The sequence below is a fragment of the Halomonas sp. PR-M31 genome, from assembly GCF_001039575.1.
GTDB lineage: Bacteria > Pseudomonadota > Gammaproteobacteria > Pseudomonadales > Halomonadaceae > Modicisalibacter.
In genome coordinates, this window is sequence record NZ_JIBT01000073.1 from 1 (window position 1) to 16,091 (window position 16,091).

The 16,091-nt window shown below is 57.2% G+C and carries 12 protein-coding genes; 5 read left to right on the plus strand and 7 right to left on the minus strand.

Features of this window, described 5'->3' with window-relative positions; translation table 11 throughout:
* Positions 1–181 precede the first annotated feature (181 nt).
* The 3 genes from CH74_RS16705 (at position 182) to CH74_RS16715 (ending at position 3,019) form a co-directional block, all read left to right on the plus strand.
* On the plus strand, positions 182–475 hold the full coding sequence (locus CH74_RS16705) for a co-chaperone GroES (protein WP_048308681.1): 294 nt from the start codon (positions 182–184) through the stop codon (positions 473–475).
* A 70-nt stretch (positions 476–545) separates the two neighbouring features.
* Positions 546–2,186: a chaperonin GroEL gene (gene groL / locus CH74_RS16710; protein WP_048308682.1), complete on the plus strand. Its 1,641-nt coding sequence runs from the start codon at positions 546–548 to the stop codon at positions 2,184–2,186.
* Between the two features lie 107 nt (positions 2,187–2,293).
* Positions 2,294–3,019: an RNA methyltransferase gene (locus CH74_RS16715; protein ID WP_048308683.1), complete on the plus strand. Its 726-nt coding sequence runs from the start codon at positions 2,294–2,296 to the stop codon at positions 3,017–3,019.
* Between the two features lie 101 nt (positions 3,020–3,120).
* Here the strand turns inward: CH74_RS16715 and rpsA are convergent, their stop codons facing one another.
* The 7 genes from rpsA to CH74_RS16750 form a co-directional block, all read right to left on the minus strand.
* Positions 3,121–4,800, minus strand: a complete 1,680-nt coding sequence (gene rpsA / locus CH74_RS16720) for a 30S ribosomal protein S1 (protein WP_048308696.1) — start codon at positions 4,798–4,800, stop codon at positions 3,121–3,123.
* Between the two features lie 191 nt (positions 4,801–4,991).
* Positions 4,992–5,684 carry a (d)CMP kinase gene (cmk, locus tag CH74_RS16725; protein WP_048308684.1) on the minus strand — a complete coding sequence of 231 codons (693 nt, stop codon included), beginning with the start codon at positions 5,682–5,684 and terminating at the stop codon, positions 4,992–4,994.
* Positions 5,681–7,948, minus strand: a complete 2,268-nt coding sequence (locus tag CH74_RS16730; RefSeq protein WP_048308685.1) for a bifunctional prephenate dehydrogenase/3-phosphoshikimate 1-carboxyvinyltransferase — start codon at positions 7,946–7,948, stop codon at positions 5,681–5,683. The genes cmk and CH74_RS16730 overlap by 4 nt, the downstream gene beginning before the upstream one ends.
* Position 7,949: 1 nt before the next feature.
* Positions 7,950–9,041 (minus strand): prephenate dehydratase, encoded by a 1,092-nt coding sequence (gene pheA / locus CH74_RS16735; RefSeq protein ID WP_048308686.1) that lies wholly within the window; start codon positions 9,039–9,041, stop codon positions 7,950–7,952.
* Between the two features lie 17 nt (positions 9,042–9,058).
* Positions 9,059–10,162 (minus strand): 3-phosphoserine/phosphohydroxythreonine transaminase, encoded by a 1,104-nt coding sequence (gene serC, locus CH74_RS16740; RefSeq protein ID WP_048308687.1) that lies wholly within the window; start codon positions 10,160–10,162, stop codon positions 9,059–9,061.
* A gap of 65 nt (positions 10,163–10,227) precedes the next feature.
* Positions 10,228–12,993, minus strand: coding sequence for a DNA gyrase subunit A (gene gyrA, locus CH74_RS16745; RefSeq protein WP_048308688.1), 2,766 nt, complete (start codon positions 12,991–12,993; stop codon positions 10,228–10,230).
* A 218-nt stretch (positions 12,994–13,211) separates the two neighbouring features.
* Positions 13,212–13,631: a thioesterase family protein gene (locus CH74_RS16750; RefSeq protein WP_048308689.1), complete on the minus strand. Its 420-nt coding sequence runs from the start codon at positions 13,629–13,631 to the stop codon at positions 13,212–13,214.
* A gap of 207 nt (positions 13,632–13,838) precedes the next feature.
* On the opposite strand from CH74_RS16750, the gene CH74_RS16755 reads away from it, so the two are divergent.
* Both CH74_RS16755 and CH74_RS16760 read left to right on the plus strand, forming a co-directional pair.
* Complete coding sequence (locus CH74_RS16755) at positions 13,839–14,768, plus strand: recombination-associated protein RdgC (protein ID WP_048308690.1); 930 nt, start codon at positions 13,839–13,841, stop codon at positions 14,766–14,768.
* Positions 14,765–15,928: a 1-acyl-sn-glycerol-3-phosphate acyltransferase gene (locus CH74_RS16760; RefSeq protein ID WP_048308691.1), complete on the plus strand. Its 1,164-nt coding sequence runs from the start codon at positions 14,765–14,767 to the stop codon at positions 15,926–15,928. The genes CH74_RS16755 and CH74_RS16760 overlap by 4 nt, the downstream gene beginning before the upstream one ends.
* Positions 15,929–16,091 lie beyond the last annotated feature (163 nt).

Below are 16,091 nucleotides of genomic sequence, written 5' to 3' on the forward strand. Positions count from 1 at the left end.
TTTTTTCATCAGGGCCCTTGAAAGGCTTCTTGCCGGCCCCATCAAGGGGACAGTATTGAAATCTGGCCTTCAGCAGCATGCTGATTGGCCAACGATAATGGAAAGCCAGGCTTTCCCGCTCGCAAGCCTTGCTTTCGAGTTTTGTACTTTGAGTCATGTAACCATTAGGAGAACGTGAGCAATGAATATCCGTCCCTTGCACGATCGCGTCGTTGTGCGTCGCGTCGAAGAAGAGCAAAAAACCGCTGGCGGCATCGTGCTTCCGGGCAACGCCCAGGAAAAACCGACTCGTGGCGAAATTCTCGCTGTCGGTAATGGCCGGATCCTCGATAACGGCGAAGTGCGCCCTTTGGATGTAAAGGTCGGCGATACCGTCATCTTCAAGGAAGGTTTTGGCGTCGAAAAGCAAAAAATCGACGGTGAAGAAGTGCTGATCATGAGCGAAACCGACATCCTCGCGGTTGTGGAAGGTTAATCAGCGGTAAACACCGCATCACCTATTACTCCGAACTTCTTTACAAGTACTGATTCAGGAAGCAACGACAATGGCAGCAAAACAGATCAAGTTTTCAGATGATGCGCGCAAGCGCATGGCACGTGGCGTCAACGTTCTAGCAGATGCCGTCAAGGCAACCTTGGGGCCCAAGGGCCGCAACGTGGTTCTCGAAAAATCCTTCGGCGCACCGACCGTGACCAAGGACGGCGTTTCCGTGGCCAAGGAGATCGAACTCAAGGACAGGTTCGAGAATATGGGCGCGCAGATGGTCAAGGAAGTCGCCTCCAAGACTTCTGATGTCGCGGGTGACGGCACCACGACTGCAACCGTACTGGCCCAGTCCATCGTCAATGAAGGCCTCAAGGGCGTTACCGCCGGCATGAATCCAATGGATCTCAAGCGCGGCATCGATCAGGCGATCATCGCCGCGGTCAAGGAAATCGAGAAGCTGGCCGTGCCCTGCACCGATTCCAAGGCCATTGCTCAGGTAGGCACCATCTCCGCTAATGGCGACGCGCGTATCGGCCAGATCATCGCCGAAGCGATGGAAAAGGTCGGTAAAGAAGGCGTCATTACCGTCGATGAAGGCCGTGGCTTTGAAGATGAGCTGGAAGTCGTCGAAGGCATGCAGTTCGATCGCGGCTACCTCTCGCCCTACTTTGTCACCAATCAGGAAACCATGGCAGTCGAGCTAGAAGATCCGCTCCTGCTGCTGGTCGACAAGAAAGTCTCCAACATTCGCGAACTGTTGCCGGTACTCGAGAGCGTCGCCAAGGCAGGTAAGCCGCTGGTGATCATCTCCGAAGATATCGAAGGCGAAGCGCTGGCGACGCTGGTCGTCAACAACATGCGTGGCATCGTCAAGGTAGCAGCCGCCAAGGCGCCCGGTTTCGGTGATCGCCGTAAGGCCATGCTACAGGATATCGCCGTACTGACCGGCGGCACCGTAATTTCAGAAGAAGTCGGTCTGACCCTTGAACAGGCGAATCTGGATCATTTGGGCAACGCCAAGCGCATCACCATGTCCAAGGAAAACACCACCATCATCGATGGTGCCGGTGTCGAGGGTGACATCGAAGCCCGAGTCAGCCAGATTCGCGCTCAGATCGAGGACACCTCTTCCGATTACGATCGTGAGAAGCTTCAGGAGCGTGTTGCCAAGCTCGCCGGCGGTGTTGCCGTCATCCGTGTTGGCGCTGCTACCGAAGTGGAAATGAAAGAGAAGAAGGCTCGCGTCGAAGATGCCCTTCACTCCACTCGTGCAGCCGTCGAAGAAGGTGTTGTACCTGGTGGCGGTACTGCCCTGATCCGTATCCTGACCAGCATCAAGGATCTCAAGGGCGATAACGAAGATCAGACCCACGGCATTGCCATCGCGCTGCGCGCCATGGAGTCCCCGCTGCGTCAGATCGTGACCAATGCCGGTGAAGAAGCCTCCGTCATTGTCAACCGCATCAAGGACAGCGAAGGCAATCATGGCTACAACGCTCAGACCGGCGAATATGGCGATCTGTTCGAGATGGGTGTTCTCGACCCGGCCAAGGTAACCCGTTCTGCGCTGCAGTCCGCGGGTTCCGTGGCAGGTCTGATGATCACCACCGAAGCGATGATCGCCGACGATCCGGAAGAGAAAGAAGCCGGTGGCGCCCCGGATATGGGCGGCATGGGTGGTATGGGCGGCATGATGTAAGCCTAGCCAATACCCTTTCAGACTATTAAGTCCAGTCTGATTAACGAACCCCGCTGACATGGATCAGCGGGGTTTTTCTTTTTTAATCACGCCAACCCTTGAAGCCGATGCTTTCCAATATTCGAATCGTTCTCGTCCAGACCTTCCATCCGGGCAATATTGGTGCCAGCGCCCGGGCCATGAAAACCATGGGCTTGTCCCATCTCACCCTCGTTAATCCGCGCTGCTTTCCTGACGATGAAGCCACGCGACTAGCCGCCGGTGCCGAGGACATCGTCAAAAACGCCGCCGTCACGAACACGTTGGCCGAGGCGGTTGCCGACTGCGTGCAGGTGATAGGCGCCAGTGCGCGACTGCGCAATTTGCCGCTACCCCACTTCGACGAGCCGGACATCATGGCATTGGACGCTCTTGCCTGCGCTCAGCAGGGGCCGGTAGCACTGGTGTTCGGCCGTGAACGCTTTGGACTTACCAACGATGAAATTCGTCATTGCACTCACCAGGTCAGCATTCCGGCCAACCCGGACTACGGTATCTTGAACATTGCCCAGGCGGTACAGGTTTTATGCTATGAGCTATTTCGCGCCCTTCAGCGCAGTCGAACAGATATGCAGCCCACAGTGCATCAGCAAACCCTTTTGCCCAGCCAGCAGCAATTGAGCCACTTTCATGAGCATCTGCAGCAGATCATGACGAAGATCGGTTTTCTTACCCAGCCTCATGCGCGTACCGAAGAACATTTGCACGCCTTGTTTGCCCGGGCGCAGCTGAGCCGAAAGGAGTTATCCATCTTACGGGGGCTGTTGAGCGCTATCGAAAAGCGTATCGAGTAGGCATAAAAAAACGCGGCCTCCAAAGAGACCGCGTTAGTTTTCAGTATTTCTACATCTTTCTAATTTTTCGTACTAGTTCGTAGAATCACTGGGACAAAAAATCAGTCCTGGCCCATCTGCTGCTTGATCAGATCGCCGATGGTAGTCGGACCACCGCTTTCGGCTTCCTGCTCTCGCGGCTTGCCCGCTGAACGACGAGTATCGGCAGCCTGGTCTTTCGCCTTGATCGAGAGCGTAATACCGCGATTCTTGCGATCCACACCGACGATACGAGCTTCGACGCTGTCACCCTCGCTCAGTACGTTGCGCGCATCTTCGACGCGATCAGCGCTGATCTCGGAGGCTTTGAGCACTGCCACTACATCCGTTGCAAGCTCGACGTGGGCTTCCTTGGCATCGATCTCGACGACACGACCTGTAACGATGGCGCCCTTGTCGTTGACTGCCAGGAACTCGGAGACCGGATCGCTCTCAAGCTGCTTGATGCCCAGAGAGATACGTTCGCGCTCGGGATCGATAGACAGAATGACGGCTTCTGCCTCATCGCCCTTCTTGAACTGACGTACCGCTTCTTCGCCGGTTTCAGACCAGGAGATATCGGACAGGTGAACCAGACCATCGATACCGCCTTCCAAGCCAATGAAGATACCGAAATCGGTAATCGACTTGATGGTGCCTGAAACACGGTCGCCCTTGTTGTAACGGGCGCTGAAGTCTTCCCAGGGATTGGTGGTGCACTGCTTGATACCCAGCGAGATGCGGCGACGCTCCTCGTCGATATCCAGCACCATGACCTCGACTTCGTCTCCCACCTGAACGACCTTGGAGGGATGGATGTTCTTGTTGGTCCAGTCCATCTCGGAGACGTGCACCAGACCTTCAACACCCTCTTCCAGCTCGGCGAAGCAGCCGTAGTCGGTAAGATTGGTGACCCGGGCGTTGACTTTGGTGCCTTCCGGGTAGCGATCCTTGATGTTGACCCAAGGATCTTCGCCCAGCTGCTTCAGGCCCAAGGACACACGATTACGCTCACGGTCGAACTTGAGCACCTTAACGTTGATCTCATCGCCCACCGCCACGATTTCGCTCGGATGCTTGATGCGCTTCCAGGCCATATCGGTGATGTGCAACAGGCCATCGACGCCGCCCAGATCGACGAAAGCGCCGTAATCGGTAAGATTCTTGACGATACCGTTGATCTGCTGACCTTCCTGAAGCGTTGCCAGCAGCGCTTCACGCTCGGCGCTATTCTCGGCTTCAAGCACGGCGCGACGCGAGACCACTACGTTATTGCGCTTGGGATCGAGCTTGATGACCTTGAAATCCAGTTCCTTGTTTTCCAGATGCGCGGTGTCGCGTACCGGGCGCACATCTACCAGAGAGCCTGGCAGGAAAGCGCGGATGGAAGCGACATCGACGGTAAAGCCACCCTTTACCTTGCCGTTGATCACGCCCTTGACGACTTCGTCTTTCTCGAAAGCCGCTTCGAGCTCCTTCCAGGCTTCAGCGCGCTTGGCCTTTTCACGAGACAGACGGGTTTCACCGAAACCATCTTCGACGGCCTCCAGTGCTACCTTGACTTCGTCGCCAATACCAATGGTCAGCTCACCGTTGTCGTCCTTGAACTGAGCGGCAGGAATTTGCCCCTCGGATTTCAGACCGGCATTGACGGTGATCCAGTCGTTCTCGATATCCACCACGGTGGCCATGACGATGGCACCGGGCTCCATATTGATATCCTGGAGAGATTGTTCAAACAGTTCAGCAAAGCTTTCGCTCATGAGCACCCTACGTAATCAACGTTGATGGCGGTTGTCGCCTTCTCCGCGTCACCAGCAAACGCGGGCCTAATCTACATATTCCCCGAAGATGTTGGCGCTGGTTCGATCCAGATCGGCTTGCCACACGAAATACCGATCTACATCATGACATCCTAGCGGGGACCGGAAGTGTCGTTTGCTCGATTGAGCATTCAAACTGACGGCTTGAAGCCTAATTCGGCCAGTAGCCTCTGAATACGATCCACCACGTCCGGTATCGGCAACTCGGTGGTATCCAACTCGACGGCATCGTCTGCCGCTTTGAGAGGGGCTACCGCACGCTGTATGTCTCGTGCATCCCGAGCCTGTATCTCGTTTAAAAGACTCGATAGACTAGCATTCGAACCACTCTCCTGCAACTGCAAGTACCGGCGTCGAGCCCGTTCCTGAGCCGATGCGGTAAGGAAAATCTTCAGTGCTGCATGAGGAAAAACAACCGTGCCCATATCACGTCCATCGGCGACCAGGCCCGGCGCTTTCTGAAAATCTCGCTGGCGAGCCAACAGGGCATTACGTACTGCCTGCAGGACCGCGACTTGAGAAGCACGCTCGCCGACTTCCTCGGTACGAATCACTCGGCTAACGTCTTCACCTTCGAGAATGACGCGAGCCTTGCCATTTTCAGCAAGAAAGGCAACGTCCAGGGTTTCAGCGAGCCTTGCGAGCGCCTGTTCATCGTCGAGGGCCACACCATGTTTGCCAGCGGCATGCGCGGTCAGACGATAAAGCGCTCCGGAATCGAGCAAATGCCAACCGAGTCGCTCGGCAATCAAACGACTGACCGTTCCCTTTCCAGCGCCGCCGGGGCCATCGATGGCCAGCACCGGCTCCATTGACGTCGTCATGCCTGCTCCTCCAGGTTGAGCCCGACCTGGCGCGCCAATTCGACGAAGCCGGGAAACGAGGTCGCCACATTGGCGCAGTCATCAATGATGATGTCGTCACTGGCACGCAGACTGGCAATGGCAAAAGACATGGCAATGCGATGATCTCCCAGGCTATCGATATGGCCACCGCCATAGCTGGGCCCTTCGGCTCCCTGACTTTCATCGCGGCCCGGAATATCGATGCCATCCGCATGGAGCGTGGTCTTGACCCCTAGGGCACTCAGTCCATCCGCCATGGCCTGAAGCCGGTCGGATTCCTTGACCCGCAGCTCCTCGGCGCCGCGCAACCGGGTGATACCCTGAGCGTTGGCGGCAGCGATGAAAAGCGCAGGAAACTCATCGATGGCCAGAGGTACTTGATCTTCGGGAATGTCGATCCCCTTGAGAGGCCGATAGCGAATATGAATATCGGCTACCGGTTCGCCCCCTGCTTCACGTTCATCGATCAATTCGAGATTCGCCCCCATGGCCTTGAGAATGTTGATCACGCCAATACGCGTTGGGTTGATACCGACGTGCTCAAGAGTGAGATCAGCACCTGGCGTAATTGCTGCGGCTACCAAGAAGAAAGTCGCTGAAGAGATATCCGAAGGCACATCGATAGGGCCAGCGGTCAGACGGCCGCCACCTTCGAGCCAGGCAACGTCGCTTTCGCGATGCACTGGATAGCCAAAACCATTGAGCATGCGCTCGGTATGATCCCGGGTCGGCGCCGGCTCGCGTACTCGTGTCTCGCCCTCGGCGTACAGACCTGCTAGCAAGAGACAGGACTTGACCTGAGCACTGGCCATGGGCATGTCATAAACAATGCCTTTAAGTTGCTGACCCCCTCGAATGACAAGCGGTGGCCGCTGATCGGAGGCGGTTTCGATGACCGCGCCCATTTCTCGCAGCGGATCCGCGACTCGGGCCATGGGACGTTTGGTCAGCGAGGCGTCGCCGGTCAACTCCGTATCGAAGGCCTGCCCGGCCAAAAGACCCGCAAACAGACGCATGGCGGTGCCGGCATTGCCGACATAGAGCGGCCCTGCAGGCTTCTTCAAACCCTGCATACCAACTCCATGAATGGTCACGCGGCCTTGGTGCGGCCCTTCAATGGCAACTCCCATCTCGCGGAAGGCCTGCAGTGTCGCCAGACTATCTTCCCCTTCGAGAAAGCCCCGTACCTGGGTAACACCTTCTGCCAGAGCGCCGAGCATGATCGCCCGATGGGAAATCGACTTGTCGCCAGGCACTCGGATCGAGCCACTGACGCCGCCGCCGGGGCGGACGCAGTAGCGAACATTGCGTGATTCCATCGTCTGATATCTCGTCTTGTTCAATAGCGTATCGAAATAGTGTCGAGCGTGGCTGGCCCGATCAAGGGTCGCCAATAGGGTATCGTCGTCACCGCTGACGATGGCCTTCTTCATGCGGGCGATACCGCTCTCGAAGTCGTCCAGCGCCGTCAACAGAGCGTCGCGATTGGCACTGAAGATATCGCGCCACATGACCGGATCGCTGCCGGCGATACGGGTGAAATCGCGAAACCCACCGGCGGCGTAGCGAAAGATCTCCAGTCTGTCGTCCTGACGTGCCAGGGTGTCGACCAGGGAAAAAGCCAATAAATGTGGCAGATGGCTCGTGCGCGCCAGCACCTCGTCGTGACGCTCAACCGTCATTTCCAGCACCTCGGCGCCGCTGGCAGACCACAGTGCCCTTACCCGCACCAGCGCGTCAGGGTGCGTATTCGCCTGAGGGGTGAGAATGACCTTGTGCTGCCGATACAGGGACGCGTCGGAAGCCACTACCCCACTGCGCTCGGAGCCGGCAATCGGATGCCCCAGCACCATATTGTCGGGCACGCTTCCAAATACGCGCTGCGCCGCGGCACGAATCGCCAGCTTGGTGCTACCCACGTCGGTCAGCACCTGGTGATCTTCGATCAGCGGCGCCAAGGCTTGCAATATGGATTCCATGGCCAGCACCGGCACCGCCAGCAGGATCATCGAACTGTCGGGAACCAGAGGACCAAGCTGGGTACCGCCGGCATCGATCACCCCCAACTCGAGACCCAATGCAATGGCGTCGGCGTCCCGGTCCCAGGCGACAATCTCGCCCTTGAATCCCGCCGTCTTGAGCGCTCGCGCCAGGGAACCCCCAATCAGCCCAAGCCCGACGATCAAAAGCCGGGATTCGACGATACCACTTGCATCCTGCGAATCCTGTTGCGATACCGCCATGCTAGAGCACACCCTGAGGATAGGACCCCAGCACCTTCACTTCCGCGGCCCGCAAGCGTATTTCTTCCAGTACCGCCGCCACTTCCGGCTGATCGCAATGGCCCTTTAAATCGATGAAAAACACATAGTTCCACACCCCGGAACGGGATGGTCGGGTTTCCAGGCGGGTCAGGTCGATCTGGTGACGATGAAAGGGCTCTAGCAGATCATGCAGGGCGCCAGGCTGGTTGCGCATCGCCACCACCAAGGAAGTCTTGTCATCTCCGGATAGGGCAACATCCTGATTGCCGATGATCAAAAACCGTGTGGAATTATCCGGGCGATCCTCGATCTTCTCGGCGATCCTCTCGAGCCCATAGAGTTTGCCCGCCATGTCTCCGGCAATGGCGGCACTGTGCCACTCGGTCTTGACCAGTCGTGCGGCTTCCGCATTGGACGAGACCGGCACTCGCTCCGCATGAGGGTAGTGCGCATCCAGCCACTTGCGGCATTGGGCGAAGGACTGCGGGTGCGAGTAGATGCGCGAAATCTTGTCCTGGCGCGTGGTACCGGCCACCAGCAAATGATGATGAATGCGCAGCACTACTTCGCCACAAATTCGCATCGAGGAATCCATGAAGGAATCCAGGGTATGGTTGATCACCCCTTCCGTGGAGTTCTCCACCGGCACCACACCATAGTGGGCAGCGCCAGCCTCGACCTCGCGAAAGACCTCATCGATGGCCGCCATGGGCAGACTCTTGGCGCTGTCCCCGAAATGCTTGAGGGTGGCCTGCTGGGTGAAGGTGCCTTCCGGCCCCAGATAGGCCACCTTGATCGGCTGTTCCAGCGCGAGACAGGCGGACATGATTTCACGAAACAGCCGCGCCATCTCTTCGGAATCCAGCGGCCCCTTATTGAGCGCCATGATACGTCTGAGCACCGTGGCTTCCCGTTCGGGACGATAAAAGGCCGCGCCAGGATCGGAAGCCGTCTTGACCTGGGCAACCTGCTGGGCACAGCTGGCTCGCTCACTGATCAGGCGTAGGATCTCGCCATCGATCTGATCGATGCGATCACGTAATTCATCCAGATCGACCGGGGACTCGCTCATACCCCTACTCCTTTTTCTTAACCGTTGCGCTTCTCGAAATCGCTCATAAAATCCACTAGCGCCCTCACCGCCTCTTCACTCACCGCATTGTAGAGACTGGCTCGCATGCCGCCGACGCTACGATGCCCCTTGAGATTGAGAAGCCCCGCCGCTTCGGCGTCCTCGAGAAAGCGCTCGTTGAGAGATTCATCCGCCAGCACGAACGGCACGTTCATGCGCGAACGATTGATCGGCGCGATGGGGTTGCTGTAGAAGTCGCTGGCATCGATGGCGCCGTAAAGCCTTGAAGCCTTGCGCTCGTTGATGACTGCCATGGCGTCGAGACCGCCAATATCGTTTTTCAACCAGTCGAACACCAACCCTGCCAGATACCAGGCATAGGTAGGCGGCGTGTTGTACATCGAGCCATTCTCAGCCATGACCCGGTAATTGAACATGGTCGGCGTCTCGTGCCGGGCGCGGTCGAGCAGATCGTCCCGCAGGATCACCAGGGTCAGCCCCGCCGGTCCGATATTCTTCTGAGCGCCGGCGTAGATCACCCCAAAGCGGGAGACATCAAGCGGCGCTGAAAGAATTGATGAGGACATGTCGCAGCAAAGCGGTACATCTTCTGTAAAGCGGCCGTTTCCGCTTCCGGGAATGTAATCGAAGGCGAGACCGCCGATGGTCTCGTTGTCGGTGTAGTGCAGGTAGGCCGCGTCGTTGGAAAGCTCGATATCCTCAGGCCGAGGTACTGCAGTCAAGCCATTGGCCTCGCTAGAGGCTGCCACATGGGCGCCCCCTAAATGCTTGGCTTCGGCAATGGCCTTCTTGCCCCAGATACCGGTATACAGATAGTTAGGCGTGCCACCGTTACCCAACAGATTGTAAGGCAGCATGGCAAATTGCGTGGAAGCCCCACCCTGTAGAAACAGCACCTTGTAGTTGTCCGGCACTTGCAGCAGCGTACGGAAGTCAGCCTCGGCGGTTTCGGCGATGGCCACGAACTCCGGACTGCGATGACTCATTTCCATTACCGAGAGCCCGCGGCCCTGGTAATCAAGCAGCGCCTCTCGCGCACGCTCCAGTACCGGCAAAGGTAAAGCGGCAGGCCCAGCGCAGAAATTATACTTGCGTGTCATTGTCGGTACGTCTCGAACATGGGACGAAAAAAAGCGACCGCCAATCTAGCGGCGGTCGCAATGGTTCATTCCTGGGAATCTGGCGTTTCTGGCTTATCGTTCACTTCATTCTCTGGTGAAGCACTGTCGCCAGACTGTGCGACGCCTTCATCTGGCGCGACATCCAGGACAGCCTCGCCATCAACGACTTCATCACCGTCCAGCACAGCGTCCTCGCCAGGCTCGTCAACCCGCACCGTCTTGACCAGCGCTTCATGCTCACCCAAGCGGATCAGCATGACACCCTGAGTGTTGCGCGAGGTAGTAGAGACTTCCGCGACTCGGGTGCGCACGAGCGTCCCGCGATCGGTGATCAGCATCATCTCATCGCTGGTCGCCACCTGCATGGCGGCGACAAGGGCACCGTTACGGCTGCTGGTCTGCATGGCAATGACACCCTGGCCCCCGCGGTTACGCAGCGGGAACTCCTCGAGCCGGGTGCGCTTGCCATAGCCGTTCTCAGAGGCGGTCAGAATGTAGATCTGCTCGTCGTCACCATTGGTGCCAATCGCTTCATTTGGTTGCTCTTCGTCGAGTTCGGTATCCGCTTCGCTGTCTATATGGGTCGATTGCGGAATGATCAGGCTGATGACTTCTGCGTCTTTCGCCAGGCGCATGCCACGCACGCCTCGGGCGGTACGGCCCATGGCACGAACGTTGGTTTCCTCGAAGCGAATTGCCTTGCCGTTGGATGACAGCAGCATGGCGTGATCGCTGCCTGAAGTGATGGCGGCCCCCACCAGACGATCATCTTCTTCCAGATCGATGGCGATCAGGCCCACACTGCGGGGCCGGGAGAACTGATCCAAAGTGGTGCGCTTGACGGTGCCCTTGGCGGTGGCAAAGAAGATGAAACTATCCTCGCGATACTCCCGCACCGGCAGCATGGCATTGATTGCTTCGTCATCGTCCAGGGGCAGCAGATTGACCAGCGGCTTGCCGCGAGAACCGCGACTGGCCGCGGGAATTTCGTAGACCTTGAGCCAGTAGACCTTGCCCTTGTTGGAGAACAGCAGCACGGTGTCGTGGGTCGAGGCCACCAGCAAATGCTCGATGACGTCCTCGTCTTTCATGCTGGTCGCGGACTTGCCGCGACCGCCGCGACGCTGGGCCTGGTAATCGGTGATCGGTTGAGTCTTGGCATAACCGCTGCGGGAAATGGTGACCACCATGTCCTCTTCGTTGATCAGATCCTCGATGGAGAGATCGAGGTGACTGATCTGAATCTCAGTCTTGCGCGCGTCCCCGTACTGATCGCGAATAGCGATCAGCTCCTCCCGAATCACTTCCAGCAGGCGATCCGGCGAGGCCAGAATCTCGTTTAGTTCGGCGATCCTCTCGAGTATGCCCAAATATTCGTTGAGCAGCTTTTCGGTCTCGAGCCCGGTCAAACGGTGCAGGCGAAGCTCGAGAATTGCCTGGGCCTGGGCCGGCGACAATCGATACTCGCGGCGATCGTTGGAGAGCCCGAAGCCCTCTTCAAGATCATCTGGCTTACAGGAGGTGGCTCCAGCGCGATCCAGCATGTCCGTGACCTGCCCCGGCTGCCAGGCACGATCGAGCAGACGCTCTTTGGCCTCGGCGGCGCTCGGCGAGGCCTTGATCAGCTCGATCACCTCGTCGATGTTGGAAATCGCCACCGCCAGGCCTTCTAAAAGATGGCCCCGCTCCCGCGCTTTTCTAAGCTCGTACAGCGTGCGCCGGGTGACCACTTCGCGACGATGGCGCACGAAGGCTTCCAGAATCTCCTTGAGATTCATCGTCCTGGGCTGGCCGTTTTCCAGCGCCACCATATTGATCCCAAACACGGTCTGCAGCTGGGTGTGGGCAAACAAGTTGTTGACCACCACCTCACCGGACTCACCGCGCTTGACCTCGATCACCACCCGCAGGCCGTCCTTGTCGGACTCATCTCGAAGCTCGGCGATGCCTTCGATGCGCTTTTCCTTGACCAGCTCGGCGATCTTTTCGATCAAGCGCGCCTTGTTGACTTGATAAGGCAGCTCGGTGATGACGATGTGATCGCGCCCACTCTTCTCGTGGTACTCGATAGTGTGCTGAGCACGCACATAGATGCGCCCGCGACCGGTGCGATAGGCCTCGAGAATACCCGCCTTGCCGTTGATGATACCGGCGGTGGGGAAATCCGGACCCGGGATGTATTCCATCAGATCGTCGATGGTCAAGGTGTAATCATCGATCAAGGCCAGGCAGCCGTTGATGACCTCGACCATGTTGTGGGGCGGGATATTGGTCGCCATGCCCACGGCGATGCCGGAAGAGCCATTGACCAGCAGATTGGGCAGTTTGGCCGGCAGGACATCTGGAATGCGCTCGGTGCCATCGTAGTTATCGACCCAGTCGACGGTATCCTTCTCGAGATCCGCCAGCATCTCGTGGGAGAGCCTGGCCATGCGTATCTCGGTATAGCGCATCGCGGCGGCGCTATCGCCATCGATGGAACCGAAGTTGCCCTGACCATCGACCAGGACATAGCGCATCGAAAAGTGCTGAGCCATGCGTACGATGGTGTCGTAAACCGCGCTATCCCCATGGGGGTGATACTTACCGATGACATCACCGACGATACGCGCGGATTTCTTGTAGGCCTTGTTCCAGTCGTTGCTCAACTCATGCATGGCAAACAGCACCCGGCGATGCACTGGCTTCAAACCGTCGCGCACGTCCGGCAAGGCGCGTCCGATGATTACGCTCATGGCGTAATCAAGGTACGACTGTTTCAGCTCGTCCTCGATATTGACGGGCAGAATTTCTCTGGCGATGTCACCCATGGGTCGTTGAATCCTTTGCACTACAACTGATTAGCGCTGGTGTAAGACAGCAATCGATGAATCGCACTCCGGTCATGACACCCGACTCGTATAGCCGAATTCGAGTGGCTAATGGAGCACGATTCAAGGGTCGTCATAGCAGACGACACGACGGCGGATTATACCATTACACGACGAAATTAGGCAGCGCAGGATTCATGCTGTCGACATCGCGGTGCTTAGCATTCCAGTACCAAGGGCTCGAGTACGTTACGCAGCTTGTCTTCGATGCGAATCGAGCGTTTGGTACGGGTATCGAGCACCACGAAGGTGAAATCCGCATCCGCGATCAACTTGCCGTCACTCACACGATTGATCACCTGATGCATGACGGCATTACGTTGATCGATATGGGATAACGAGGTCAGAACTTCCAGTTCGTCGTGAATGACCGCGGCGCGGCGATAGTTGATATTCAAATTGACGGTCACCACCGCCAGGCCTTCATTGAACAATGCCGCTAGATCGAATTGCTGTTCGAAATAAGCCCAGCGTCCCTCTTCAAGAAATTCGAGATAGCGCGCATTGTTGACATGAGCATAGCCATCAAGATGAAAACCGCGTACGCGTACGGTGGAACGGACGATACGATGATCCATGCTGCTACTTCCTGTTGAAAATTTAGATTAATTACAAGGACATTTGCTTATATGACAATACCCACCAAGCGCTCTTTACTATTAAAGCACCTGGGTCCCCTGCGCTTGGTAAAACGATTAACACCAACACGTTGCTTACTCTATTCGACACTGGTACCCGCTTGAGCGATTGGCCATAATGTATCTCCTTCTACTCAAGGCGATACCATGTGGTTCAAGCACTTACATCTTTACCGCGTGCATGACGCACCTACACTGAACAACGACGATCTTGCCTTGGCTCTTGATGAGCAGGCATTTCGTCCGCTGGGAGGCGTCGAGGCCCGACGCCTAGGCTGGAGCACGCCTGCCGGTCGCGCCAGCGAGCAGCGTTTTCATGAAATTCAAGGTCATCGCCTGCTGTCCGCCTTGCGTCAAGAACGTCTTCTACCTTCCTCAGTGGTCAAGGAAGAAGTCGAGAGCCGCGCCGCGGATATCGAAACTGCGGAAGGTCGTCCTCTGCGGCGCCAGGAAAAGCAGGCGCTGAAAGAGCAAATCTACGAAGAATTCCTGCCCCGTGCCTTTATACGTACCCAGCGCTTCGATCTATGGTGGGACACGAAACGCGACCTCATTGGGGTCAATACCTCGAGTCGCAAGCGTGCCGAGGACATCCTCGATCTGTTGCGCCAGACCCTTGGCAGCCTCAAGGTAACCCCGTTAGCCACCCGCACCACCCCCATTCGAGCAATGACCGAATGGCTTGGCGATGCGTCCAAGCGTCCCGATGCCTTGACGCTGGGTGACCAGGTGGAACTCAAGGCACTCAGCGGCGATGAGAGCGTGCTTCGCGGACGTCAGATGGATCTCGATTGCGAAGAGATACAAACCGCGCTCGAAGCAGGCCGGCAGGCGACACGCCTGGCCTTAACCGTCGACGACGCCATGACCATGATACTCAGCGACGATCTGGCATTAAAGTCGCTACGTTTCGCTGATACGCTACTCGACGAGGCAAGTCAGACCGAAGACGGCGGCGACGCGGTACTGCGTCTGGAAACCGATTTCACCTTGATGACCAAGGTACTGGCAGACTCCATCGAACAACTCATCGACTGGCTGGGAGGCGAAGCCGTCTCCACTGCACCAACACCATGACCCAACACGTGACCCAAGACCTATACGAGAACATTCGCCCTTATCATGATGATGAGGTCGCCAATGTATTGGCGAGATTAGCGCAGGATACAGAATTTCTCGATGCTATCACCCATTATCGCCTCCCGCGTTTGGCAAAACATGCGCCATGGCTAGCTCGAATACTGGCGGGCATCGCCGTGAAACGGCAGATGCGGGGCGTCGACAGCGTCAAAAAGCTTCAGGATCATATCGCTTACTACATGCGACGAATGATCGCGACCACCACGGACGACTTCAAGGTGACGGGGCTGGACAGGCTCGACCCTGATACCGCCTATCTGTTCATTGGCAATCATCGCGACATCACCCTCGATCCCGCCTTCGTGAACTATGCCCTGTATCAGGCCGGTCGCAATACCGTTCGTATCGCCATCGGTGACAACCTGCTGCAAAAACCCTATGTCACCGATCTGATGCGGCTCAACAAGAGCTTCATCGTGCCCCGTAGCGCCAAGGGCAAGCGCGCCATGCTTGCGGCCTATCAAGCGCTTTCCGGCTATATCCGGCATTCGATCTGCGTCGACAACCATTCCGTATGGCTGGCCCAGCGCGAGGGGCGTGCCAAGAACGGTATTGATCGCGCCGATCCGGCCATTATCAAGATGCTGACCATGGCGCATCGCCAGCAGCACAAGGAATCAAGCTTTGCCGATGCCATTCGCGAGCTGCGCATGGTGCCGGTATCGATCAGCTATGAGTATGATCCCTGCGACCTGCAAAAAGCGCGGGAGCTGCACGCGCTGCATACCGAAGGGCGCTACGAGAAAGTCGAGTTTGAAGACATTCGCTCCATCGTTTCCGGCATTACCGGCGTCAAGGGGCGTATCCATTTGAACTTCGGCCAGATGCTCGATGCGGATTTCGAGACGCCGGATCAGGTCGCCGAGGAAATCACCCGCCAGGTACTCGACGGTTACCATCTATTCCCCAGCCACGAACTGGCACTTGAAGAGAGCGGACTCGCCCCAGACCTGGTCGATTTAAGCGAGGTCATGAGCAGTGATCGAGAGCGCTTCGCTCGACGGCTTGAAAGCGTTCCCGACCCTCTGCGGGACTGGTGGCTAGCCCAGTACGCCAATCCGGCGCTCAATCGTGCCGGACGGTTACCCGAGGCATAACGAAATGCACGCCATGCCTTCCCAACGCGCTCGCGGCCACTGACGCCGCGCTGGAATGCCGAGCACGAAATAGACGCAATTAACGTCTCTTCTAGGCCATTCGAGATGGGCTGTTCGGACGTATGATCGAAGCCATTTTTCGTTTCATACGCGAGAGTACCGT

Coding starts and splice junctions, on each gene's coding strand:
- CH74_RS16760 (WP_048308691.1), top strand. CDS start 14,765: ATGACCCAACACGTGACCCAAGACCTATACGAGAACATTCGCCCTTAT.
- pheA (WP_048308686.1), bottom strand. CDS start 9,041: ATGAGCGAGTCCCCGGTCGATCTGGATGAATTACGTGATCGCATCGAT.
- cmk (WP_048308684.1), bottom strand. CDS start 5,684: ATGACGACGTCAATGGAGCCGGTGCTGGCCATCGATGGCCCCGGCGGC.
- CH74_RS16755 (WP_048308690.1), top strand. CDS start 13,839: ATGTGGTTCAAGCACTTACATCTTTACCGCGTGCATGACGCACCTACA.
- CH74_RS16750 (WP_048308689.1), bottom strand. CDS start 13,631: ATGGATCATCGTATCGTCCGTTCCACCGTACGCGTACGCGGTTTTCAT.
- CH74_RS16705 (WP_048308681.1), top strand. CDS start 182: ATGAATATCCGTCCCTTGCACGATCGCGTCGTTGTGCGTCGCGTCGAA.
- gyrA (WP_048308688.1), bottom strand. CDS start 12,993: ATGGGTGACATCGCCAGAGAAATTCTGCCCGTCAATATCGAGGACGAG.
- CH74_RS16715 (WP_048308683.1), top strand. CDS start 2,294: ATGCTTTCCAATATTCGAATCGTTCTCGTCCAGACCTTCCATCCGGGC.
- rpsA (WP_048308696.1), bottom strand. CDS start 4,800: ATGAGCGAAAGCTTTGCTGAACTGTTTGAACAATCTCTCCAGGATATC.
- serC (WP_048308687.1), bottom strand. CDS start 10,162: ATGACACGCAAGTATAATTTCTGCGCTGGGCCTGCCGCTTTACCTTTG.
- CH74_RS16730 (WP_048308685.1), bottom strand. CDS start 7,948: ATGGCGGTATCGCAACAGGATTCGCAGGATGCAAGTGGTATCGTCGAA.
- groL (WP_048308682.1), top strand. CDS start 546: ATGGCAGCAAAACAGATCAAGTTTTCAGATGATGCGCGCAAGCGCATG.